The following is a 22,527-nucleotide window of genomic DNA, read 5'->3' on the forward strand; positions in this document are numbered from 1 at the left end:
ACCCACTGGGACCGATTCGCCAAGTTTCTCAGTATTTCGATGCGCCGAGCCGGCGGCGAATGACGATTGCCGATCCGTCCCTGAATGCATCGCTCGCGCTTCGATCACGCCTTCAGATACTGCTCCCGCGCGCCGAGCCAGCGGGCGAGATGCTGCGTGACCACGTCGGGATACGCGGCGATCAGTCGCGTCGCCGCGTCGCGGGCCGGGTCGATCAGCCAGCCGTCGGTCTCGAGGTTCGCGAAGCGCAGCATCGCCGCGCCCGACTGGCGCGCGCCGAGGAATTCGCCGGGGCCGCGGATCTCGAGGTCGCGCCGCGCGATCTCGAAGCCGTCGGTCGTCTCGCGCATCGTCTTCAGCCGCTCGCGGCCGGTGAGCGACAGCGGGCCCGTGTACAGCAGCACGCACACCGATGCCGCGGTGCCGCGCCCGACCCGGCCGCGCAACTGGTGCAGCTGCGCGAGGCCGAAGCGCTCCGCGTGCTCGATCACCATCAGCGACGCGTTCGGCACGTCGACGCCGACCTCGATCACGGTCGTCGCGACAAGCAATTGCACCTCGTTGCGCGTGAAGGCTTCCATCACGGCCGCCTTGTCGGCCGGCGACAGCCTGCCGTGCACGAGCCCGACCTTCAACTCGGGCAGGGCCGTGGCCAGCGTCTCGTAGGTCTCGACGGCCGTCTGCAACTGCAGTGTCTCGCTCTCCTCGATCAGCGGACACACCCAGTACACCTGGCGGCCGGTCAGCGCGGCCTCGCGCACGCGCGCGATCACCTCCTCGCGCCGCGCGTCGCCGACGAGGCGCGTCAGCACCGGCGTGCGGCCCGGCGGCAGCTCGTCGATCGTCGACACCTCGAGATCCGCGTAATACGTCATCGCGAGCGTGCGCGGAATCGGCGTGGCCGACATCATCAGCTGGTGCGGCTGGAAATCGCGCGCGCCGTTGGCCGCGTTCGCGGCCTTCGCCCGCAGCGCGAGACGCTGCTCGACGCCGAAGCGGTGCTGCTCGTCGACGATCACGAGGCCGAGCCGCGCGAATTCGACGGTGTCCTGGATGATCGCGTGCGTGCCGATCACGAGTTGCGCGGTGCCGAGCGCCGCGGCCTCGATCGCCGCGCGCTTCTCCTTCGCCTTCAGGCTGCCCGCGAGCCATGCGACCGACACGCCGAGCGGCTCGAGCCACGCGCGCAGCTTGCGGGCGTGCTGCTCCGCGAGGATTTCGGTTGGCGCCATCAGCGCGGCCTGGTAGCCGGCATCGATCGCCTGCGTCGCGGCCAGCGCGGCGACGACCGTCTTGCCGCTGCCGACGTCGCCCTGCAACAGCCGCTGCATCGGGTGCGCGAGCGTGAGGTCGTGCGCGATCTCGTCGACGACGCGCGCCTGCGCGCCCGTCAGCGTGAACGGCAGCGCCGCGTAGAGGCGCGTCGTCAGCGCGTCGGCATCGGTCGCGGTGCGGCGCGGCATCGCGGGCGCCGTGCGCGTGCGGCGCTCCTCGTGCGCGCGCTTGAGCGACAGCTGCTGCGCGAGCAGTTCCTCGAACTTGATGCGCGTCCACGCCGGATGCGAGCCGTCCATCAGCGCGGCTTCGTCGGAATCGACGCCCGGGTGATGCAGGATGCGCACGGCCTGCGCGAGCGTCGGCACGCCGAGCGGCTTCAGGTAGTCGCGCTCGATCTCGGGCGGCAGCAGCTCGGGCAGCGGCGTGCGCTCGACCGCGTTCTCGATCGCCTTGCGCAGATACGCCTGCGACACGCCGGCCGTGCTCGGATAGACGGGCGTGAGCACCTGCGGCAGCGGCGCATCGGCTTCGACCACGCGCACGGCCGGATGCACCATCTCCATCCCGAAGAAGCCGCCGCGCACATCGCCGCGCACGCGCAGCCGCTGGCCGACGGCCATCTGCTTGACCTGCGAGCCGTAGAAATTCAGGAAGCGCAGCACGAGCTGCTCGCCGTCGTCGTCCTGGATCTTCACGACGAGCTGGCGGCGCGGCCGGTACGCGACCTCGTTGTCGAACACGACGCCTTCGGTCTGCGCGATGCCGCCCGGCAGCAGTTCGCCGATCGGCGTGAGCGTGGTTTCGTCCTCGTAGCGCATCGGCAGATGCAGCACGAGATCGATCGAGCGCGTGAGACCGAGCTTCGCGAGCTTGTCGGCGGTCTTCACGGGTTTGTCGGCGGTCTTCACGGGTTTGTCGGCGGCCGGCTTCTTCTTGCGCTTCGCGCCGGATGCGTCGGATGCGCCCGACGCCGCCGCGCCCGCTTCGTCGCTGCCGGCGCCCGGTTCGACGTCGGGCGCGGCGGCGGCCGGCTGCGCGAGCCGCCCGTCGGCGCCGCGCTTCGGCCCCGCGCGCTTCGGCGCCGCGCGCGCGTCGGAGTCGCGCTCCCCCGCGCTTCGCGCGGGTAACGCGGCATCGTCCGCGTCGAACGGATCGGCGGAATCGGCAATGGCAGCGGAGGAACGGCGTGGTGACACAGGCATCGGATCGTCTGGGTGCTTCGCAAGGCAAGTACAATAGCGGCTTTCACGTCGTCCGAACGAACGACGCCGGCCAGGCCGCGCATCCCGCCATCATAGCGGCTCGCGCGCCCCATTTATGCGTTTCCGCCTTGTGGGCGGCGCCCGCCGGCCGTTTCGAACCAGCCCGCATGTTCACGCTTTCCGATTTCGATTTCAATCTGCCGCCCGAGCTGATTGCGCAAACCGCGCTGCCCGAACGCACCGCGAGCCGCCTGCTCGAGGTCGACCACACCGTCGAGCCCGCGCGCCTCGTCGACCGCAACTTCACCGAGCTGCCGTCGTGCATCGCGCCCGGCGACCTGCTCGTGTTCAACGATACCAGGGTGCTGAAGGCGCGTTTCTTCGGCCAGAAGGCCAGCGGCGGCAAGATCGAGGTGCTGATCGAGCGCGTGACCGGCACGCATACGGCGCTCGCGCAGATCCGCGCGAGCAAGTCGCCGGGCGCCGGCACGACGCTGCGCCTCGCCGACGCGTTCGACGTGACGGTCGGCGAGCGCGTCGAACCGTTCTTCACGCTGCACTTCCCGCAGCCGTGCCTCACGCTGATCGAGCAGCATGGCCGCCTGCCGCTGCCGCCGTACATCGAGCACGACGCCGACGCGAACGACGAGACGCGCTACCAGACCGTCTACGCGAGCAACCCGGGCGCGGTCGCGGCGCCCACCGCCGGGCTCCATTTCGACCTGCCGCTGCTCGAGAAGCTCGACGCGATGGGCGTCGAGCGCGCGACGCTGACGCTGCACGTGGGCGCCGGCACGTTCCAGCCGGTGCGCGTCGAGAACATCGCCGAGCACCGGATGCACAGCGAGTGGTACGACCTGCCGCAGTCGCTCGTCGACAAGATCGCCGCGACCCGTGCGCGCGGCGGCAACGTGATCGCGGTCGGCACGACGTCGATGCGCGCGCTCGAAGCCGCGGCGCGCAGCGCCGACGAAGCGGGCCGCCCGCTCGCGGCGACGCAGGCCGAGACCGACATCTTCATCACGCCCGGCTACCGCTTCCGGGTCGTCGACCGGCTCGTCACGAACTTCCACCTGCCGAAGTCGACGCTGCTGATGCTGGTGTCCGCGTTCGCGGGCGTCGAGACGATCCGCGCCGCCTACCAGCACGCGATCGACCAACGCTACCGCTTCTTCAGCTACGGCGACGCGATGCTGCTCACGCGGCGCGACACGCCGGAGGCACCGCAAGCGTAAGCGCGACGGGTGCGACGGCGCCGCACCGCATGCCCGTCGCCCCCACCCGATTTCCCGCTGTGCGCGCCATGCCGGCCCGCACCCGCTTTTCCCGCCGCCGGATTCCTGGCGGCCTGTCCAACATGCGCCGGACTGTTTTCCGGTGGCAAGGAGAATGACGCGATGACCGAAGGTTCATCCCACGATACGCACGCGCCCGTGCAGGCGCGCCCGGCCAACGGGCTCGAATTCGAACTGCTGACGACCGACGGCCATGCACGCCGCGGCCGCGTGAAGCTCAACCACGGCGTGGTCGAGACGCCGATCTTCATGCCGGTCGGCACGTACGGCACCGTGAAGGCGATCCAGCCGCGCGAGCTGCACGAGATCAAGGCCCAGATCATCCTCGGCAACACGTTCCACCTGTGGCTGCGCCCGGGCCTCGACACGATCGATGCGCACGGCGGCCTGCACGGCTTCATGGGCTGGAACAAGCCGATCCTGACCGACTCGGGCGGCTTCCAGGTGTTCTCGCTCGGCGACCTGCGCAAGATCACCGAGGACGGCGTCACGTTCGCGTCGCCGATCAACGGCGACAAGCTGTTCCTGTCGCCGGAAGTGTCGATGCAGATCCAGAAGGTGCTGAACTCCGACATCGTGATGCAGTTCGACGAATGCACGCCGTACGCGACCAACGGCGTGCCGACGACGCACAAGGAAGCGGCCGACTCGATGCGCATGTCGCTGCGCTGGGCGAAGCGCTCGCTCGACGAGTTCGACCGGCTCGGCAACCCGAACGCCCTCTTCGGGATCGTCCAGGGCGGGATGTTCGAGGATCTGCGCGACGAATCGCTCGCGGGGCTGTCCGAGCTCGGCTTCCACGGCCTCGCGATCGGCGGGCTATCGGTCGGCGAGCCGAAGGAAGACATGATGCGCGTGCTGCGGCACGTCGGCCCGAAGCTGCCGGCCAACAAGCCGCACTACCTGATGGGCGTCGGCACGCCGGAAGACCTGATCGAGGGCGTCGCGAACGGCATCGACATGTTCGACTGCGTGATGCCGACCCGCAACGCGCGCAACGGCTGGCTGTTCACGCGCTTCGGCGACGTGAAGATCCGCAACGCGACGCACAAGAACTCGCTGAAGCCGCTCGATGCGAGCTGCGGCTGCTATACGTGCCAGAACTTCTCGCGCGGCTACCTGCATCACCTGCACCGTGTCGGCGAAATCCTCGGCGCGCAGCTCAACACGATCCACAACCTGCACTACTACCTGCAGCTGATGGGCGAGATCCGCGACGCGATCGAAACCCATACGTTCGACGCGTTCCGCCAGCGCTTCGCGGAGGATCGTGCGAGAGGGGTCGACTGACGCGGCCGGCGGCCCGCGCCGCTGCCCGCCCCGCTGCCCGCGCCGGCGCCTGTCACATCGGACACGTACTAAATAACGCGTTCCAGGTGCCGGTCGCGACCGCGAAACATTACAATTGCCTTTCCAAACAAGTTGCAACGGTGCGGGTTCATGCTTTAACAGCTTGATCCGAAAGCGCATTTCCCGCGCCGTTTGCGCATGGGGCCGGTGGTAGAATAACCGGCTTATTTTTCGATCTTCCCCTACGGAGAGACCAACGTGCCGTTCATTTCCAATGCCTTCGCGCAAGGCGCCGGTGGCGCCGAATCGAGCCTGATGAGCTTCCTGCCGCTCATCCTGATGTTCGCGGTGCTGTACTTCATCATGATCCGTCCGCAGATGAAGCGTCAGAAGGAACACCGCAACATGCTCGCGGCCATGGCGAAGGGCGACGAAGTCGTCACGAGCGGCGGCCTCGTCGGCAAGGTGACGAAGGTCACCGAAGGCTACATCGGCGTCGAAATCGCCGAAGGCACCGAAATCACCGTGCAGAAGGCCGCCGTCACGACCATTCTGCCGAAGGGCACGATCAAGTCGCTGTAAGGCTCGCTGTAAGGCTTTTACCGAGCGTCCGGCTCCCCGCGCCGTGCCCGCCTGAGAGAGCGGGCCGCCGCGGCGCCGGACGCGACGCTTTCACGCCAACCACCCGTTCGGCCCCCTCATGAATCGTTATCCACTCTGGAAATATGTCGTGATGGTCGTGGCGCTCGCCATCGGCTTTCTGTACACATTGCCCAACTTCTTCGGCGAAGCGCCGGCGGTGCAGGTGTCGAGCGGCAAGGCCACGGTCAAGCTCGACTCGACCACGCTGACCCAGGTCGAATCCGCGCTCGCGTCCGCGCAGATCAAGCCGGACGACATCACCTTCGAGAACACGGCGTCCAACGCGAACATCCGCGTGCGCCTGAAGGACACCGATACGCAGCTGCGCGTCAAGGACCTGCTGCAGAAATCGCTGAATGCCGATCCGAACGATCCGCAGTACGTCGTCGCACTGAACCTGCAGAGCGCGTCGCCGCGCTGGCTGACCGCATTGCACGCGCTGCCGATGTATCTCGGCCTCGACCTGCGCGGCGGTGTCCACTTCCTGCTCCAGGTCGACATGACGGGCGCGCTGACGAAGAAGCTCGACTCCGACGCATCCGACGCGCGCGCGCTGCTGCGCGACCGGAACATCCGCGACGGCGGCGTGAGCCGCGTCGACCAGTCGGTCGTCGTCAACTTCAGCGACGCGCAAACGGCCGAAGACGCCCGCAAGGTGCTCGCCGCGTCGGTCACCGAACTGCAATGGGCGACCCAGCCCGGCGGCGGCGGCACGCAAGTCGTCGGCACGTTCACGCCGGCCGTGCAGAAGTCCGTCGAGGACGCCGCGCTCAAGCAGAACCTGACGACGCTCCACAACCGCGTGAACGAACTCGGCGTGTCCGAGCCGATCCTGCAGCAGCAGGGCAGCGACCGTATCGTCGTCGAACTGCCGGGCGTGCAGGACACCGCGAAGGCGAAGGACATCATCGGCCGCACCGCGACGCTCGAGGCGCGCCTCGCCGATCCGATCAACACGCATCCGAACCCGAACGACCCCGTGCCGCCGGGTGAGGAGCTGTTCACGCAGGGCAACCAGGCGCCCGTGCTGCTGAAGAAGGAAGTGATCTTCACCGGCGACCGCATCATCGATGCATCGGCCGGCTTCGACGAACACCAGCGTCCGTCGGTCAACATCCGCCTCGATTCGGCGGGCGGCCGCTCGGTGCGCGCGGTGTCGCGCGAGAACATCGGCAAGCCGATGGCGATGGTGCTGTTCGAGAAGGGCAAAGGCGAGGTGCTGACGGTCGCGACGATCCAGTCCGAACTCGGCGACCGCTTCCAGATCACGGGCCAGCCGACGCCGCAGGCAGCGGCCGACCTCGCGCTGCTGCTGCGCGCCGGTTCGCTCGCCGCCCCGATGGACATCATCGAGGAACGCACGATCGGCCCGAGCCTCGGCGCGGACAACATCAAGATGGGCGTCCACTCGGTGATCTGGGGCTTCTGCGCGATCGCCGTGTTCATGATCGCGTACTACATGCTGTTCGGCGTGATTTCGGTGATCGGCCTGTCGGTGAACCTGCTGCTGCTCGTCGCGGTGCTGTCGCTGATGCAGGCGACGCTGACGCTGCCGGGTATCGCGGCAATCGCGCTCGCGCTCGGCATGGCGATCGACTCGAACGTGCTGATCAACGAGCGCGTGCGTGAAGAACTGCGCGCCGGCCAGCCGCCGCAGCTCGCGATCCAGTCCGGCTACGCGCATGCGTGGGCGACGATTCTCGACTCGAACGTCACGACGCTGATCGCCGGCCTCGCGCTGCTCGCGTTCGGCTCGGGCCCGGTTCGCGCGTTCGCGATCGTGCACTGCCTCGGCATCCTGACGTCGATGTTCTCCGCGGTGTTCTTCTCGCGCGGGCTCGTCAACCTCTGGTACGGCGGCCGCAAGAAACTGAAGTCGCTCGCGATCGGCCAGGTGTGGAGGCCGGAAGGCGCCACGGCCGGCGCATCGTTCACCGCGGCCGACGAATCGACCGACACCGCGCGCGCCGCGAAGCTCGCCGCCCCCGCGAAGGGCAACGCATCGCGCGCCGGCAAGCCGCAGCTGCGCAACCGCGCGCAGCAAGGCGTGTCGCCGAAGAAACCGGGCTCGACCCAATAAGGCCCCGGAGACGAAGCCATGGAATTTTTCCGCATCCGTAAAGACATTCCGTTCATGCGGCACGCGCTGGTGTTCAACGTGATCTCGCTGGTCACGTTCCTCGCCGCCGTGTTCTTCCTGTTCCACCGCGGGCTGCACCTGTCCGTCGAATTCACCGGCGGTACGGTGATCGAAGTCCAGTACCAGCAGGCCGCGCAGCTCGAACCCGTGCGCGCGACGCTCGGCAAGCTCGGCTATGCCGATGCGCAGGTGCAGAACTTCGGCACGTCGCGCAACGTGCTGATCCGCCTGCAGCTGAAGGAGGGCCTCACGTCCGCGCAGCAGAGCGATCAGGTGATGACCGCACTGAAGGCGCAGAGCCCCGACGTGTCGCTGCAGCGCGTCGAGTTCGTCGGCCCGCAGGTCGGCCGCGAGCTCGCGACCGACGGTCTCCTCGCGCTCGCGTGCGTCGTGATCGGCATCGTGATCTACCTGTCGATCCGCTTCGAATGGAAGTACGCGGTCGCCGGCATCATCGCGAACCTGCACGACGTCGTGATCATTCTCGGCTTCTTCGCGTTCTTCCAGTGGGAGTTCTCGCTGGCGGTGCTCGCGGCGATCCTCGCGGTGCTCGGCTACTCGGTCAACGAGTCGGTCGTCATCTTCGACCGGATCCGCGAAACGTTCCGCCGCGAACGCAGGATGAGCGTGTCGGAAGTGATCAACCACGCGATCACGACGACGATGTCGCGTACGATCATCACGCACACGTCGACGGAAATGATGGTGCTGTCGATGTTCTTCTTCGGCGGCCCGACGCTGCACTACTTCGCGCTCGCGCTGACGGTCGGCATCATGTTCGGCATCTACTCGTCGGTGTTCGTCGCGGGCTCGCTCGCGATGTGGCTCGGCATCAAGCGCGAAGACCTGATCAAGGAAAAGAAAGGCGCACACGATCCGGACGATCCGAACGCGGGCGCGCAGGTTTGAGCCCGCGCCGTTTCGGCTGATACCAGAAGGCCGGTCCTGTTGGACCGGCCTTTTTTCATGCACGCGGCGATCGCCCCTCCACCCGCGTCACCGCCACTTCACCGGAACCCGAACCGCCGCCGCAGCACGAACAGCGCCGCGAGGCTCAGCACGGCCGCGAACATCAGGTAGAAGCTCGGCGCGGTCTTCATCCCGGTCGCGCGGATCAGCCACGCGATGATGAACGGCCCGAAGCCGCCGAAGATCGTCACCGCGACGTTATACGCGAGCGACATCCCGGTCGTGCGCGTCTGCACCGGAAACACTTCCGACAACAGGCCCGGCAACGCCGCGAAATAGCCGGTCATCAGGAACGCGAGCAGCACCTGCAGCGCGATCAGCGTGCCGAAGCCCGGATGCGCGACCAGGTACGCGAACGCCGGATAGATCAGCACGAGAATGCCGAGCGCCGGCGCGATCATCACGCGCACGCGGCCGTAGCGATCCGACCAGTGGCCGACGAGCGGCGCGAACGCCATCTGGATCACGCCGACGACGAGGATCGCCGCGAACGCGGCCGACGGCGCGAGGCCGAGCTGCTTCACGCCGTAGGTCGGCATGAACAGCACGAGATAGGTCGCGACGGTGCCGAGCACGACCACGCCCATCGCGGCGACGAGCCGCGCCTTGTGCGACGCGAACGTGTCGCGCAACGGGGTCGCCGTGCTTTCGGCCGCGAGGAATTCGGGCGTCTCGTCGACCTTCGAGCGGATGTAGTACGCGACGGGCCCGAGCAGCAACCCGAAGAAGAACGGAATGCGCCAGCCCCACGCGGCCATCTGGTCGGCCGTGAGCTGCGCGTTCAGCACAGTGCCGAAACCGGCGGCAAGCAGTGTCGTGAGCCCCTGGCTCGCGACCTGCCAGCTCGCGAAGAAGCCGCGCCGGCCCAGCACGTGCTCGGCCAGGAACGCGGTCGCGCTGCCGAATTCGCCGCCCGCCGAGAAACCCTGCATCAGCCGTGCGGCAACGAGGATCAGCGGCGCCGCGACGCCGATCGTCCCGTAGGTCGGCAGCACCGCGATGACCAGCGTGCCGGCCATCATCAGCAGGATCGACAGCGTGAGCGCGGCCTTGCGGCCCGCGCGGTCGGCATAAGCGCCGAGCACGATCGCGCCGAGCGGACGCATGAAGAACGACACGCCGAACGTGCCGAGCGTAAGCAGCAGCGACACGGTGTCGTTGCCGGCCGGAAAGAACAGCTTCGAGATCGTGACCGCGAAGAAGCCGTAGACGACGAGGTCGAACCACTCGAGCGCGTTGCCGATCGATGCGGCGACCACCGCGCGCCACACGCGCGGCGACGAGGCAATGGAGCTGAACTGCGTGACGGCGTGCATCGGCGATCTCCTTGTCGTTGTACGTTCTGTCCGACGCGCCGTTCCCGCGCCGCGAGCTGTGCCGACGATTATAGGCGCGCAAAAAAAACCGCCGCGACCCCGGGAACGGGGGCGCGGCGGTGTACACGCAACGCGGCGGCCGGTGCCGCCGGGCGCGTTACTGCTGCTTGACGGCTTCGGCCGTGATCAGCAGCTTCGTCTTCATCTTGAAGCCGTATTGCTTGCCGTAGTCGAGGCCGAAATCGTCGCGGCTGAATTCGCCGATCGCGTCGACGCCGCACACTTCACGCTTGAGCATCGGATGCGGCATGCACTTGAACGAGTCGATCTTCAGCGTGACCGGCTTCGTGACGCCATGCAGCGTCAGGTTGCCGACCACCGACACGGGCTTGTCGCCGTCGAACTTGATCGTGCCTTTGTAGTTCGCCTGCGGGAACTTGGCGGCGTCGAAGAATTCGCCCGTCTGCAGGTGCTCGTCGAGCTTCGTGCTGCCCGTGTGGATCGACGCGATGTCGGTCGTCACGTCGACCGTACCGGTCTTCGCCGCGCGATCGAGCGTCACGGTGCCGCTCGACTTGTCGAACTTGCCGCGCCAGACCGACAGGCCGCCGAAGTGGTCGGCCTCGAAGCTCGGGTACGTATGGCTCGGGTCGAACTGGTACGTCGCGGTGTCGGCGAATGCCGAGAACGACAGCGAGGCGGCCAATGCGCCGGCGGCGATGATCAGATGCTTTTTCAAACTCATTCTCCTGTGAACAGCGCCGCGCCCTCGCGCGGCATTCGGGTAATGCAACAGCGCGCCGCTTACTTCGTGGCGACGAGATGGAACTTGATCTGCACTTCGTCGGCGACGATCGACGTGTCCTTCCACTCGCCGGTGCCGACGTTGAACGCCGAACGCTTGATCGGCAGCACGCCGTCGAAGGTCTGCGTCGCGCCGCTCTGCGTGACCGTGACGGGCACCGTGACGGTCTCCGACTTGCCCTTGATCGTCAGCTTGCCGGTCACGTTGTACTTGTTGCCGCCCGCCGGCGCGATCGCCGACGACGCGAAGGTCGCCTGCGGATACGTCTTCGCGTCGAACCAGTCCTTGCCCGCGACCTGGTCGTTGTACATCTTGTCGCCGAGATCGAAGCTGGCGATGTCGATCGACATCTGCGCGCTGCCCTGCGCGGCCTTCGCCGGGTCGAACTTCACCTGCGCGGAGAACTTCTTGAATGCGCCTTCGGTCGGCACGTTCATCTGCTTCGACACCGCGGACACCTTGCTCTTCGCGAGATCGACGTCGGCGTGCGCCGCGCCCGACGCGACAAGTGCCGCCGCGGCGAACGCGGTCAGCATGGAGCGGGAGAAAGACACTTTCATGGGATCCTTCATTTGGCAAAGGGAAGCATTCGCGACAGCAGGCCGTCGCGGTCCAACACCTGGTGCTTGAGCGCCGCGAGCACGTGCAGCGAAACGAGCGCAAGCAGAATGTAATTCAAAGACACGTGAAGCGTCTTGAACGTTTCCTTCAACACCGGATCGGGATCGATCAGGCGCGGCAACGGCACGATCCCGAGGTAGACGACCGGGATGTTCGACGCCGAGCTGTACAGGTAGCCGGTCACCGGGATCACGAGCATCAGCACGTACAGCAGGATGTGCACGCCGTGCGACGCCGCCCGCTGCCATGCCGGCGTATTGCCCGGCAGCGCCGGCGACGCATGGGTCGCACGCCACAGCACGCGCACGACGGCCAGCGCGAACGCCGTCACGCCGATCCACTTGTGCCACGAGAAATACTTCAGCTTGGTCGGCGTGAAACCGGGGATGTCCGTCATCACCCAGCCGAGCGCGAAGCCGCAGACGATCAGCAGCGCGATCAGCCAGTGCAGCGCGATCGCGGTCTGCGTGTAACGTGCCGGCCGGGCCGGCAGCGAATTCGATGCCATCTTGGTTTCCTCAGTTGAGCGAACGGCCGCGCCGGTAAATTCGTCCGACGCTTGCCACGGCCGCCATGCTACCGCAACCTTTTGTGCTGCGCGGACTCTGAGGACAGGCGCGCCAGCCGGCCGCCATGTTGATGCCATGTTACCGATCGGTCACCCGATAACGGAACGTTGACGCGCCGAAAAGGCCGTTTTGGTAAGATTGGCGCGGCTTCCGGCCCCGTCGGCACACGTTTCCGCCGTCACGCAACCGCCTCCTCCATGCAACGATACGACCTGATTGCCTGCCACGAATGCGACGCACTGTTGCATAAACCGCGCCTGAGCGGTCGCGAAATCGCGCGCTGCCCGCGCTGCGACGCGCTGCTCTACCGCAACAGCACCACGCAGATCGAGCGCATCAGCGCGCTCGCGGTCGCGGCACTGGTCACGTTCATCATCGCGCAGACCTTCCCGATCCTCGAGATGGACCTGAACGGCACGCGCGTGCAAACCACCTTGCTCGGCGCGATCGAGTCACTGTGGCACCAGGGCATGGAAGTCGTCGGCGTCATGGTGTTCTGCTCCACCGTGCTGTTTCCGCTCGTCGAGATGGCCGCGCTGCTTTACGTGCTGCTGCCGATCCGCCGCGGCGTCGTGCCGCCGGGCCTCAACCTGGTGCTGCGCACGATCCAGCTCGTGCGGCCGTGGGGGATGATCGAGGTACTCATGCTCGGCATCGTCGTGACGATCGTGAAGATGGTGAGCCTCGCGCGCGTCGTGCCCGACGCCGCGCTGTTCGCGTTCGGCGCGCTCACGCTGATGACGGCCGTCGTGCTGATGTTCGATCCGCGCACGCTGTGGGACATCGCCGACGACCTGCGCGCCGGCCGCGCGCCCGGGCAGCCCGACGGCGCCGCGCCGCCGCAAGACCCCCGCCGATGACGACGCCGAACGCGGCCCGCGAGGGCTACGCCAGCTGTCACGCGTGCGGGCTCGTGCAGACCATCGATCATCCGCATGCGCGTTGCGCGCGCTGCGGCAGCAGGCTCCATTTCCGTACGCCGGACAGCATCATGCGCACCTGGGCGCTGCTGCTCGCGGCCGCGATCCTCTATATCCCGGCGAACCTGCTGCCGATCATGCGCACGTCGTCGATCGTCGGCTCGCAGGAAGACACGATCATGAGCGGCGTCATCTATTTCTGGACGTCGGGCGACTGGCCGCTCGCCGTCGTCGTGTTCGTCGCCAGCATTCTCGTGCCGATGCTCAAGCTCGGCGTGCTGCTGATCCTCGTGATCAGTTCGCAGCGCCGCACCACGTGGCGACCGCTGCAGCGCACGCTGCTGTACCGGATCGTCGAGCGCATCGGCCGCTGGTCGATGCTCGACATCTTCGTCGTGACGCTGACCGTCGCGCTCGTCCATTTCCGTTCGCTCGCCGTCATCACGGCCGGCCCCGGCGCACTCGCGTTCGGCTCGGTCGTGATCCTGACGATGCTCGCGTCGATGCAGTTCGATCCCCGACTGATCTGGGATCCAGTCGAAACCTCAGGGAAACACCATGAATAGTCCGCAAGGCCCGCAGCACGACGCGTCCCGGCCGCCCGACCCGTCGATCTCGACGAAAAGCGGCTGGCTGCCGTCGCTCGTCTGGCTCGTGCCGCTGATCGCCGCGCTGATCGGCATCGGCCTCGTCGTCAAGTCCGTGCGCGAACGCGGCCCGGAAATCTCGATCAGCTTCCACAGCGCGGAAGGCCTCGAGCCGGGCAAGACGCAGGTCAAGTACAAGGACGTCGAGATCGGCATGGTCAAGACGATCAAGCTGTCGAAAGACCTGTCGCGCGTGCTCGTCCAGGTGCAATTGAAGAAGGAAGCCGAGGACTTCGCGGTCAAGGGCTCGCGCTTCTGGATCGTGCGTCCGCGCGTCGGCGCGACCGGCGTGTCGGGGCTCGGCACGCTGCTGTCGGGCGCGTACATCGGCGTCGACGGCGGCCACGGGCAAGATACGCAGACCGACTTCACCGGGCTCGAATCCCCGCCGGCCGTGACCGGCGACCAGAAGGGCACGCAGTACGTGCTGCGCGGCGATTCGCTCGGCTCGGTCGACATCGGCTCGCCCGTCTACTACCGCCGCGTGCAGGTCGGACAGGTGGTCGGCTTCTCTCTCGACAAGGACGGCACGGGCGTCACCTTCAACGTGTTCGTCAATGCACCGTACGACCAGTACGTCGGCGTGAACTCGCGCTGGTGGCAGGCGAGCGGCGTCGACCTGCGGCTCGATTCGAGCGGCCTGAAGCTGAACACGCAGTCGCTCGCGACGGTGATCCTCGGCGGCATCGCGTTCCAGACGCCGCCGAACCAGGGCACGGGCGCGACCGCGCCGAACAACACGACCTTCCGCCTCGGCTCCGACGAGGGCGACGCGATGCGCGATCCGGACGGCCAGCCGCTGCAGGTCGTGATGAACTTCAACCAGTCGCTGCGCGGGCTCGCCGTGGGCGCGCCGGTCGACTTCCGCGGCATCGTGCTCGGCGAAGTGACGAACATCGGCATCGACTACGATCCGAAGACCAAGAACTTCCTGATGCCGGTCACGATGAACGTGTATCCGGAGCGGCTTGGCCGGCGGTTCCGCGAAACGATCGAGAGCCAGGGCGAACCGGCCCGCCGCGACATCGTCGAGCGCCTCGTCAAGCACGGGCTGCGCGGCCAGCTGCGCACCGGCAACCTGCTGACGAGCCAGCTGTACGTCGCGCTCGACTTCTTCCCGAAGGCGCCGCCCGCGAAGATCGACACCACCCGCCAGCCGCTCGAGCTGCCGACGGTGCCGAACACGCTCGACGAGCTGCAGCTGCAGGTCGCCGACATCGCGAAGAAGCTCGACAAGGTGCCGTTCGACCAGATCGGCGCGAATCTGAACAGCGCGCTGTCGAACGCCGACAAGCTGTTCAAGCAGCTCGACACGCAAATCGCGCCGCAAGCGCGCGACACGCTGTCGGCCGCGCAGCAGACCTTCTCGACCGCCCAGGCGACGCTGCAGCAGGATTCGCCGCTGCAGTCGGACGTGCGCGGCGCGCTGAAGGAACTCACGCGCACGCTGCAATCCCTGAACGCGCTCGCCGACTATCTGGAGCGCCACCCCGAATCGCTGCTCAAGGGCAAGCCAGGAGATCAACAATGACGACACGCGTGAACGGTTTCGCGAGCGGCGCGGCGGCGGCTTTCGCCGTGCTCGCGCTCGCCGCGTGCAGCTCGCCGCCCGCGCGGTTCTACACGCTGAGCCCGGCCGGCGCCACGGCCACCGTGCGCACCGCGCCGGCCAACCCGCCGTTCCTGATCGAGGTGCCGTCCGTCGGCGTGCCCGAGCAGGTCGCGAAGAACCAGCTCGTCGTGCAGAAGAATGGCGCGCAGGTCGACGTGCTCGAACAGGAGCGCTGGGCCGCGCCGCCCGCCGACGAGATCCGCCGCGCACTGTCCGACGATCTCGCCACGCAGCTCGACACGATCGACGTCGTGAATTCGGCGTACCCGGTCGGCGTGCCCGTCTATCGGATCAGCGTGAACCTGCAGCGCTTCGATTCGTGGCCCGGCAAGCGGGCGGCGATCGATGCGGTGTGGAGCGTGCGCGCGCTCGGCACGCAGGCGGTGATGACGTGCCGCACGAGCGTCGCGGAACCGGTCGGCGATGGCTACGATGCGCTCGTCGCCGGCCACCGGCGCGCGCTCGACGTGATTGCGTCGCAGGCAGCGGCCGGCGTGCGCGCGATGGCCGCGCAGCGTGATGCGACGGCGACGGCGACGGCCACGCGGAGCGCGTCGGCCAAGGCAACGGCCGCCGCGCCCGTGCTGCCCTGCCCGGCCAATCCGACGCCAGGCGGCGACGCGGGCGCGAACGGGAAGTCCGGCGCGTAAGCGTGCGGCGCGCGGGCCGGCGTCCGGTGGATTCGCACCTGCGACCGGATTCGGCACGCGCCGCCCGATAGCGCTCGTCGGCGGCGATCCGCGTGCGCGCCGCCGCGCACGCGCACCCGCCGCCATCCCCGAGCAGCCGCCCCCGCGCGTCATCCATCGGCCAAACGGCCGCTTTGCACTGTTTGTCAAAATCCGCCGGAACCGGCGCCAGGCCATTCGGTCGGCTTGCGTTTTCGCGCCCGATTGACGATCCTACGCACTTTCCGGCTCGCGCCGCCTGTCGTGCGCGCCAGCCGGCGGCGATCCGCCCCTGTTCGGTCCGGTCGCCGCGTCCCCCGGGCGCCCGCGCGCGAACCGCGTGCACCGCATCGGGGCAGCCGCATCGCGGGTCGCCGCGTATTTCCGGCCACCTGACCAGCCTTACCGTTCCCCCGGCGCAGTGCCGTGTTCCCGGCCGGCACCCCGAACCCGCCCGTCCAGGGCTTTCGCTATTCCGTTTATGTTTCGTTCCCTGACGACCCTGATCAAGAAGTGGCGCGCGTCGCGCAGCACGGGCCACCAGCTCGACGCGCTGCTCGCGCATGCCGACGCGGACGCGTCGTACGCCGAGCGCAGCGAATGGCTGATCGAGCTCGCGCACTGGCTGCGCCGCAACGGCGCGGTGCAGCCCGCGCCGGACGCGACCGCCGCGCACGACGCCGACACGCGCACGTATCCGGCACACGCGCGGCTGCGCTACCTGTTCCACGTGCTCGACCGCAATCCCGTGTGGAAATCGCACGCGGCGCGCATCCTGCGCGGGATCCTGCGCGAATGCGACGGCATCTCGCTGCTGTGCGACGCGGGGATGCCGGTGCATTCCGGCTTCTTCGGCGCGCTGTTCGAGCGGATCGACTCGTCGCTGATCCCGCCCGCGCCGAACCGCCGCGAGCTGAGCGCGCTGTTCACGCTGATGTTCCCGGCGCCGGAAGACGCGCAATGGATCGACGCGCTGCCCGACGACCTGCTCGCCCGCCTCGCCGACCTGAATTCGTACGACGTCACCGACGAAGAACGCCACGAGCCCGGCTCGTTCTCGCGCGACCTGCTGGCCGCGCTGCACAACCTGACCTGCCAGATCAGCTCGACCGGCCTGTCGCAGACGGTGCGCAGCCGCCTGTCCGACGACGACGCGCGCAAGCCGCTCGAAACGCAGCCGTTCTACCGCCTCACGCGTGCGATGCTCGCGGTCGAGACCGCGCACGCGGCCGTCGACGACGGCGGCGATCCGAGCAAGCTGCTGCACGAGGTGAACTACCTGCGCGTGCTGCTCGACGAATGCCGGACCGCGGTCGACGACGTGTTCACGCACCTGTACCGCAACGGCGTGTCGGTCGACATCGTGTTCCAGGTCGAGCGGATGCGCATGCGCATCCTGCGCGCCGAAACGCTGCTCAACGCGTGGATGGCGCGCGACGACCTGCGCGGCATGGCGCGCCTGACGGCCGAGCTCGTCGACGCGAACCAGAACAGCCAGAGCGTGTCGCACCTCGTGCGCAGCAACTTCTCGCTGTTCGCGCGCAAGCTGGTCGAGACCAACGCGGACACCGGCGAGCACTACATCTCGCGCGGCCGCGCCGAATATCTGAAGATGCTGCGGATGGCCGCGGGCGGCGGCCTCGTCACCGTCGTGACCGTGTGCGTGAAGTTCGCGATCACCGGCGCGCATCTCCAGTCGATGCTCGAAGGGCTGCTCGCGGGCATCAACTACGCGGCGAGCTTCATGCTGATGCACTTCCTGCACTTCACGCTCGCGACCAAGCAGCCCGCGATGACCGCGCCGACGCTCGCGCGCGAGCTCGACGAAACCGGTCACGACGAAGGCGTGAAGGCGTTCGTCGCGTCGGTGATCGCGCTGATCCGCACGCAGGCGGCGGCGATCTCCGGCAACGTGCTCGTCGTGCTGCCCGTGTGCCTGCTCGTGCAGCTGTTCGCGAGCCACCTGCTGCACGGCAACCTGATCTCGCCGGAAAAAGCGCACGCCACGCTGCATTCGTTCTCGCTGCTGGGCCCGACGCCGTTCTATGCCGCGCTCACGGGCGTGCTGCTGTGGTCGTCTAGCCTGCTCGCGGGCTGGGCCGACAACTGGTTCGTGCTGCACCGGGTCGGCGACGCGCTCACGTACAACCGCCGGCTGCGGCTCACGCTCGGCGCCTCGGGCGCCGCGAAGCTCGCGCATTTCTGCCGGTCGAACGTCGCGGGCGTGGTCGCGAACGTCGGCCTCGGGCTGATGCTCGGCCTGGTCCCGGCGATCGTCACCGTGTTCCTGTTCCCGTTCGAGGTGCGGCACGTGACGCTGTCGGCCGGCTCGATCGGGGTCGCGCTCGGCGTGCTCGGCAAGGACGCGCTGAGTACGCCGGAGCTGTGGTGGGCCTGCGCCGGCGTGCTGAGCATGGCGATCCTGAACGTGCTCGTGAGCTTCGCGCTCGCGTTCACGATGGCCGTGCGCTCGCGCAGCCTGCGCCGCGCCAAGGTGCGCGCGCTGGTCGGCGCGATCGTGCGCACGGTGTTGTCGAAGCCGTCCGCGCTGTTCTGGCCGGCCGGCGCCCCGGCCGTGCGGGCCGGCCAGCCGGACTCGCACTGACCGCGCGACGGTAGCGCGGCGCCCCGCCCAGGGCGCCGCCGCGCAGGCTGCCCGGCCCGCGGGCGCGATCGGCACGCGCGCGCCGGCGTCCCGAATCGGACGCAACACCGGCCGCGGCCGCCCGCGCCGCGTACAATGGTGGACTTTTGCACGCCCTCACCCGCCTTATGTCCTCGCCCACCCTGTACGAATTCTTCGCTCCCTGCCCGCGCGGCCTCGAAGCGGTGCTTGCCGCCGAGCTGGCCGAAATCGCCGGCCGCCATCTGAACGGCGCGCCGTTCACCGCGGGCGCGCAGGTGCCGGGCGGCGTTCATTTCCGCGGCGGCTGGGCCGCCGGCATGGCCGCGAACCTCCATTCGCGAATTGCGAGCCGGATCCTGCTGAAGATCGCACACCGCCCGTACCGTAACGAACAGGACGTCTACGCGCTCGCGCTCGAGCAGCCGTGGGAACGCTGGTTCGCGTCGACGCAGACGCTGCGCGTCGACATCACCGCGATCAAGTCGCCGCTGAAGAGCCTCGAATTCGCGACGCTGCGCGTGAAGGACGCGATCTGCGACCGGATGCGCGAGAAGACCGGCTCGCGGCCGAGCATCGACACCGGCGCGCCGGACGTGCGCGTGTTCGCGTTCCTGACGGCCACCGAGTGCACGCTGTACCTCGATACGTCGGGCGAGCCGCTGTTCAAGCGCGGCTGGCGTCTCGACAAGGGCGCGGCGCCGCTGCGCGAGAACCTCGCGGCCGGCATCCTGCGCCTGACGGGCTGGACGCCCGGCACCGCGCTGTACGACCCGATGTGCGGCAGCGGCACGTTCCTCGCGGAAGCCGCGCAGATCGCGCTCGGCGTCGCGCCGGGCGTCGAGCGCCGCTTCGGCTTCGAAAAGCTCAAGCAGTACGACATCACCGCATGGCAGGGCCTGAAGGTCCCGGCGCTCGACGCGAAGCGCGCGGCGCGCGGCAAGCGCGAGGCACTCGGCGTGTACGGCAGCGACATCTCCGGCGACATGCTCGAGAAGGCGCGCGCGAACCTCGAGCGCGCGGGCGTGCCGTCGGTATGGCTCAAGCAGGTCGACGCGCGCGGCATGACGCCGCCGTGCGACGGCCCGGGCATCATCCTCGCGAACCCGCCGTACGGCGAGCGGATCGAGGTGCGCGGCCGCAGTGCACGCGGCGAGGTACGCGAGACCGGCCGCAACCGCGACAACGACGACGCATTCCGCCGCACCCACACCGACGCGCCGGACAGCGAGTTCTTCAATGCGCTCGGCGATGCGCTCAAGCAGCGCTTCACGGGCTGGCAGGCGTTCCTGTTGACGTCGGACCGTTCGCTGCCGGGCATGCTGCGGCTGCGCGAATCGGCGAAGACGCCGCTCTTCAACGGCGCGCTCGAATGCCGGCTGTTCCGCTTCGACCTGATCGCCGGCAGCGTGAAGGCCCGCCCGGCCGCGCCGGAAGGCGACGCCTGACACGCGAAGCGGCCGCTGCGGCCGCCTGCTGACACCCCGACGACGCCCGGCATCCGCCGGGCGTTTTTCGTTGCGGGGCGCCCAGGCATGCGGGGGCCGCGCCCGCCGCGCTTCGATCCGCCCGTCCCGGACGGTGCCGCCCGGCCGGGACGCCGGCGAAGCTGCCGAAGCCACCTTTCGTCAGCACCGCCACGACTACTGACAGCACGCTGTCAGCAGCCCCCCATCACACTGCAATCCCGGCGCAATGCAAGGCTGGTTTCCATCAACAACCCGAACAACACAAGGAACTCGTCATGACGTCCGCAACTGCAACTGCCACCGCCACCCTCGACCGCGCGATCGCGTGGTTCGACATCCCGTCCCTCGATTTCGACCGGGCGATCCGTTTCTACGAAACCGTGCTGCAAACGACGCTGCAGCGCGAAGTCATCGGCGGCGTGCCGATGGCCATGTTCGATCACGAAGCGTCGAGCACGGGCGGCAGCATCGTGTTCGATCCGCAGCAGATGAAGCCGAGCGCGAACGGCGTGCTCGTGTATCTGAACGCCGGCGAGTCGGTCGTCGCGGCGCTCGAACGCGCGAAACGCGCGGGCGGCGTCGTGCAGGGCTCGGTCATCGAGCTGCCGAACAACTACGGCTACATCGGCTACCTGATCGACACCGAAGGCAACCGCGTCGGCCTGCACGCGCCGAAATGCCACTGAGCGCATCCACGATCCTGCCGGCGCGGCGCTATCATCGCGAAATTCCCGTCGCCGTTGGAGTCGAGGTGCACCCATGACGCGCCGTGCCGACCGCCTGTTCCAGATCGCCGAGCTGCTGCGCGGGCGGCGTCTCACGACCGCGCAGCAGCTCGCCGACTGGCTGTCGGTGTCGCCGCGCACGGTCTATCGCGACGTGCGTGACCTGCAACTGTCTGGGGTGCCGATCGAAGGCGAAGCCGGCATCGGCTACCGGCTGAACCGCAACGCGAGCCTGCCGCCGCTCACGTTCACGGCCGAGGAACTCGCGGCGCTCGCGGTCGGCGCGCGGATGCTCGAGACCTGGGGCGGCGCACGCTTCGCGGGTGGCGCACGCTCGGCGCTCGCGAAGATCGCGTCGGCGATGCCGGCCGACAAGCGCACGGCGCTCGACCGCCTGCCGGTGTTCGCACCGTCGTTCCACATCGACGAGACGTTCTGCGCGAAGGTCGACGCGATCCACCAGGCGGTCGACACGCACCACATCGTCAGCTTCGACTACCGCGACCGGCTCGGCGCGCACACGCGGCGCCGCGTGTGGCCGCTCGGGCTCGTCTACTGGGGCGGACGCTGGACGATCGGCGCGTGGTGCGAACTGCGCGGCGACTTCCGCACCTTCGACATCGCGCGGATGGGCGACATCACCGTGCACGAGCAGTTTCCAGACATGGAAGGCCGGCGGATCGCCGACTACATGCGGATCGCGGAAGCGCCGATGCGCTGACGCGCGCGGCGGCAGCCGGATGCCGCCCCGCCGGCCCAGCCGCCATTCGAGCGCCGGGACGTCGGCGCCCCCGGCAACGCCCGTCAGCCCTCGAACACCACCGGCCGCTTCGGCCGCTCGTCGACGTGCAGCGAAAACACGTCGGCGCGCGCATAGTGCCCGACCACGTCGAAGTCGTAACGCGCCCGCACGAGTTCGTCGGTATCGATGCGCGCGGTCACGAGGCCGGCCTCGCCGATCAGCGGCTCCGTCAGCAGGTCGCCGAGCGGCCCGACGATCACGCTGCCGCCGCGGATCAGCGGCCGCTCGGGATCCCAGCCCGGCACGTCGATGCCGAGCGCGCGCGGCGACGGCTGCACCTGGCAAGCGCTCACGACGAAGCAGCGCCCCTCGTGCGCGATGTGCCGCATCGAGCTTTGCCACAGGTCGCGCTCGTCGACGGTCGGCGCGCACCAGATCTGCACGCCTTTCGCATACATCGCGCAGCGCAGCAGCGGCATGTGATTCTCCCAGCAGATCGCGGCACCCGCGCGGCCCGCGGCCGTGTCGACCACCGGAAGCGTCGAGCCGTCGCCCTGCCCCCAGATCAGCCGCTCGGTGCCGGTCGGCATCAGCTTGCGGTGCTTCGCGACGAGCCCGTCGCGCGGGTCGAAGAACAGTGCCGTGCAGTACAGCGTGCTGCCGCCGCGCTCGATCACGCCGACCACGAGGCTCGCCCCCGTGCGCTGCGACAGCGCGGCCAGTTCGTCGGTTTCAGGCCCCGGCACGTCGATCGCCTGCGCGGCGTAGCGCGCATACGCGTCGCGGCCTTCGGGCAACCGGTAGCCGAGCCGCGTGCCGAAGCTCTCGCCTTTCGGATAGCCGCCGAGCACGGCCTCGGGCAGCACGACGAGCGACGCGCCGCTGTCGCGGATCGCGGTTTCGTAGCCGAGGATCGTGTCGAGCGTGGCGCGCGTGCCGGCGGGCGATGCGCCGATCTGCAGCGCGGCGATGACTGAGATGGACATGAAGGCGT

At 68.4% G+C, this 22,527-nt stretch carries 19 protein-coding genes; 13 read left to right on the plus strand and 6 right to left on the minus strand.

Going from position 1 to position 22,527, the window contains the following annotated elements:
* Nucleotides 1-104 precede the first annotated feature (104 nt).
* Nucleotides 105-2,480: an ATP-dependent DNA helicase RecG gene (recG, locus tag SB771_RS19475; RefSeq protein WP_175661489.1), complete on the minus strand. Its 2,376-nt coding sequence runs from the start codon at nucleotides 2,478-2,480 to the stop codon at nucleotides 105-107.
* Between the two features lie 167 nt (nucleotides 2,481-2,647).
* Here recG and queA point away from each other — a divergent pair, with 167 nt between their 5' ends.
* The 5 genes from queA (at nucleotide 2,648) to secF (ending at nucleotide 8,756) form a co-directional block, all read left to right on the plus strand.
* On the plus strand, nucleotides 2,648-3,715 hold the full coding sequence (gene queA / locus SB771_RS19480) for a tRNA preQ1(34) S-adenosylmethionine ribosyltransferase-isomerase QueA (protein ID WP_175661490.1): 1,068 nt from the start codon (nucleotides 2,648-2,650) through the stop codon (nucleotides 3,713-3,715).
* A 162-nt stretch (nucleotides 3,716-3,877) separates the two neighbouring features.
* Nucleotides 3,878-5,065 carry a tRNA guanosine(34) transglycosylase Tgt gene (tgt, locus tag SB771_RS19485; protein ID WP_175661491.1) on the plus strand — a complete coding sequence of 396 codons (1,188 nt, stop codon included), beginning with the start codon at nucleotides 3,878-3,880 and terminating at the stop codon, nucleotides 5,063-5,065.
* A gap of 258 nt (nucleotides 5,066-5,323) precedes the next feature.
* Nucleotides 5,324-5,647 (plus strand): preprotein translocase subunit YajC, encoded by a 324-nt coding sequence (gene yajC / locus SB771_RS19490; RefSeq protein WP_006476868.1) that lies wholly within the window; start codon nucleotides 5,324-5,326, stop codon nucleotides 5,645-5,647.
* Nucleotides 5,648-5,765: 118 nt separating this feature from the next.
* On the plus strand, nucleotides 5,766-7,787 hold the full coding sequence (secD, locus tag SB771_RS19495) for a protein translocase subunit SecD (protein WP_011656007.1): 2,022 nt from the start codon (nucleotides 5,766-5,768) through the stop codon (nucleotides 7,785-7,787).
* Nucleotides 7,788-7,805: 18 nt separating this feature from the next.
* Nucleotides 7,806-8,756: a protein translocase subunit SecF gene (gene secF / locus SB771_RS19500; protein WP_011656006.1), complete on the plus strand. Its 951-nt coding sequence runs from the start codon at nucleotides 7,806-7,808 to the stop codon at nucleotides 8,754-8,756.
* Nucleotides 8,757-8,854: 98 nt separating this feature from the next.
* Here the strand turns inward: secF and SB771_RS19505 are convergent, their stop codons facing one another.
* The 4 genes from SB771_RS19505 to SB771_RS19520 all read right to left on the minus strand — a co-directional run bounded on the left by SB771_RS19505 (nucleotide 8,855) and on the right by SB771_RS19520 (nucleotide 12,066).
* Entirely contained in the window at nucleotides 8,855-10,132 is a 1,278-nt protein-coding gene (locus SB771_RS19505) for an MFS transporter (RefSeq protein WP_175661492.1), read from the minus strand.
* Nucleotides 10,133-10,289: 157 nt separating this feature from the next.
* Entirely contained in the window at nucleotides 10,290-10,871 is a 582-nt protein-coding gene (locus tag SB771_RS19510) for a YceI family protein (protein WP_041491319.1), read from the minus strand.
* A gap of 65 nt (nucleotides 10,872-10,936) precedes the next feature.
* The gene (locus SB771_RS19515) at nucleotides 10,937-11,497 is read right to left on the minus strand and encodes a YceI family protein (RefSeq protein ID WP_175661493.1); all 561 of its coding nucleotides are present in this window, start codon (nucleotides 11,495-11,497) and stop codon (nucleotides 10,937-10,939) included.
* 8 nt (nucleotides 11,498-11,505) lie between these two features.
* Nucleotides 11,506-12,066, minus strand: a complete 561-nt coding sequence (locus SB771_RS19520) for a cytochrome b (protein ID WP_175661494.1) — start codon at nucleotides 12,064-12,066, stop codon at nucleotides 11,506-11,508.
* 258 nt (nucleotides 12,067-12,324) lie between these two features.
* Between SB771_RS19520 and SB771_RS19525 the strand changes: the two genes are divergently transcribed.
* The 8 genes from SB771_RS19525 to SB771_RS19560 all read left to right on the plus strand — a co-directional run bounded on the left by SB771_RS19525 (nucleotide 12,325) and on the right by SB771_RS19560 (nucleotide 21,512).
* Nucleotides 12,325-12,987, plus strand: a complete 663-nt coding sequence (locus SB771_RS19525; RefSeq protein ID WP_175661495.1) for a paraquat-inducible protein A — start codon at nucleotides 12,325-12,327, stop codon at nucleotides 12,985-12,987.
* Nucleotides 12,984-13,613, plus strand: coding sequence for a paraquat-inducible protein A (locus SB771_RS19530; protein ID WP_012363120.1), 630 nt, complete (start codon nucleotides 12,984-12,986; stop codon nucleotides 13,611-13,613). Before SB771_RS19525 ends, SB771_RS19530 begins: the two co-directional genes overlap by 4 nt.
* Entirely contained in the window at nucleotides 13,606-15,225 is a 1,620-nt protein-coding gene (locus SB771_RS19535) for an intermembrane transport protein PqiB (RefSeq protein ID WP_011655999.1), read from the plus strand. Before SB771_RS19530 ends, SB771_RS19535 begins: the two co-directional genes overlap by 8 nt.
* Nucleotides 15,222-15,956 carry a membrane integrity-associated transporter subunit PqiC gene (locus SB771_RS19540; RefSeq protein ID WP_175661496.1) on the plus strand — a complete coding sequence of 245 codons (735 nt, stop codon included), beginning with the start codon at nucleotides 15,222-15,224 and terminating at the stop codon, nucleotides 15,954-15,956. The genes SB771_RS19535 and SB771_RS19540 overlap by 4 nt, the downstream gene beginning before the upstream one ends.
* A 499-nt stretch (nucleotides 15,957-16,455) precedes the next feature.
* A complete protein-coding gene (locus SB771_RS19545) occupies nucleotides 16,456-18,579 on the plus strand; it encodes a site-specific recombinase (protein ID WP_175661497.1) in 2,124 nt (707 codons plus the stop codon).
* A gap of 167 nt (nucleotides 18,580-18,746) precedes the next feature.
* Nucleotides 18,747-20,045 (plus strand): class I SAM-dependent RNA methyltransferase, encoded by a 1,299-nt coding sequence (locus tag SB771_RS19550; protein ID WP_175661498.1) that lies wholly within the window; start codon nucleotides 18,747-18,749, stop codon nucleotides 20,043-20,045.
* A 296-nt stretch (nucleotides 20,046-20,341) separates the two neighbouring features.
* Complete coding sequence (locus SB771_RS19555) at nucleotides 20,342-20,752, plus strand: VOC family protein (protein WP_165750890.1); 411 nt, start codon at nucleotides 20,342-20,344, stop codon at nucleotides 20,750-20,752.
* A gap of 73 nt (nucleotides 20,753-20,825) precedes the next feature.
* Nucleotides 20,826-21,512: a helix-turn-helix transcriptional regulator gene (locus SB771_RS19560; RefSeq protein WP_006751907.1), complete on the plus strand. Its 687-nt coding sequence runs from the start codon at nucleotides 20,826-20,828 to the stop codon at nucleotides 21,510-21,512.
* Between the two features lie 83 nt (nucleotides 21,513-21,595).
* Here SB771_RS19560 and SB771_RS19565 read toward each other — a convergent pair whose 3' ends face one another.
* Complete coding sequence (locus SB771_RS19565) at nucleotides 21,596-22,519, minus strand: carbon-nitrogen hydrolase family protein (RefSeq protein WP_126227175.1); 924 nt, start codon at nucleotides 22,517-22,519, stop codon at nucleotides 21,596-21,598.
* Nucleotides 22,520-22,527: the final 8 nt, after the last annotated feature.

It is taken from the genome of Burkholderia sp. SIMBA_051 (genome assembly GCF_046534915.1).
GTDB lineage: Bacteria > Pseudomonadota > Gammaproteobacteria > Burkholderiales > Burkholderiaceae > Burkholderia > Burkholderia ambifaria.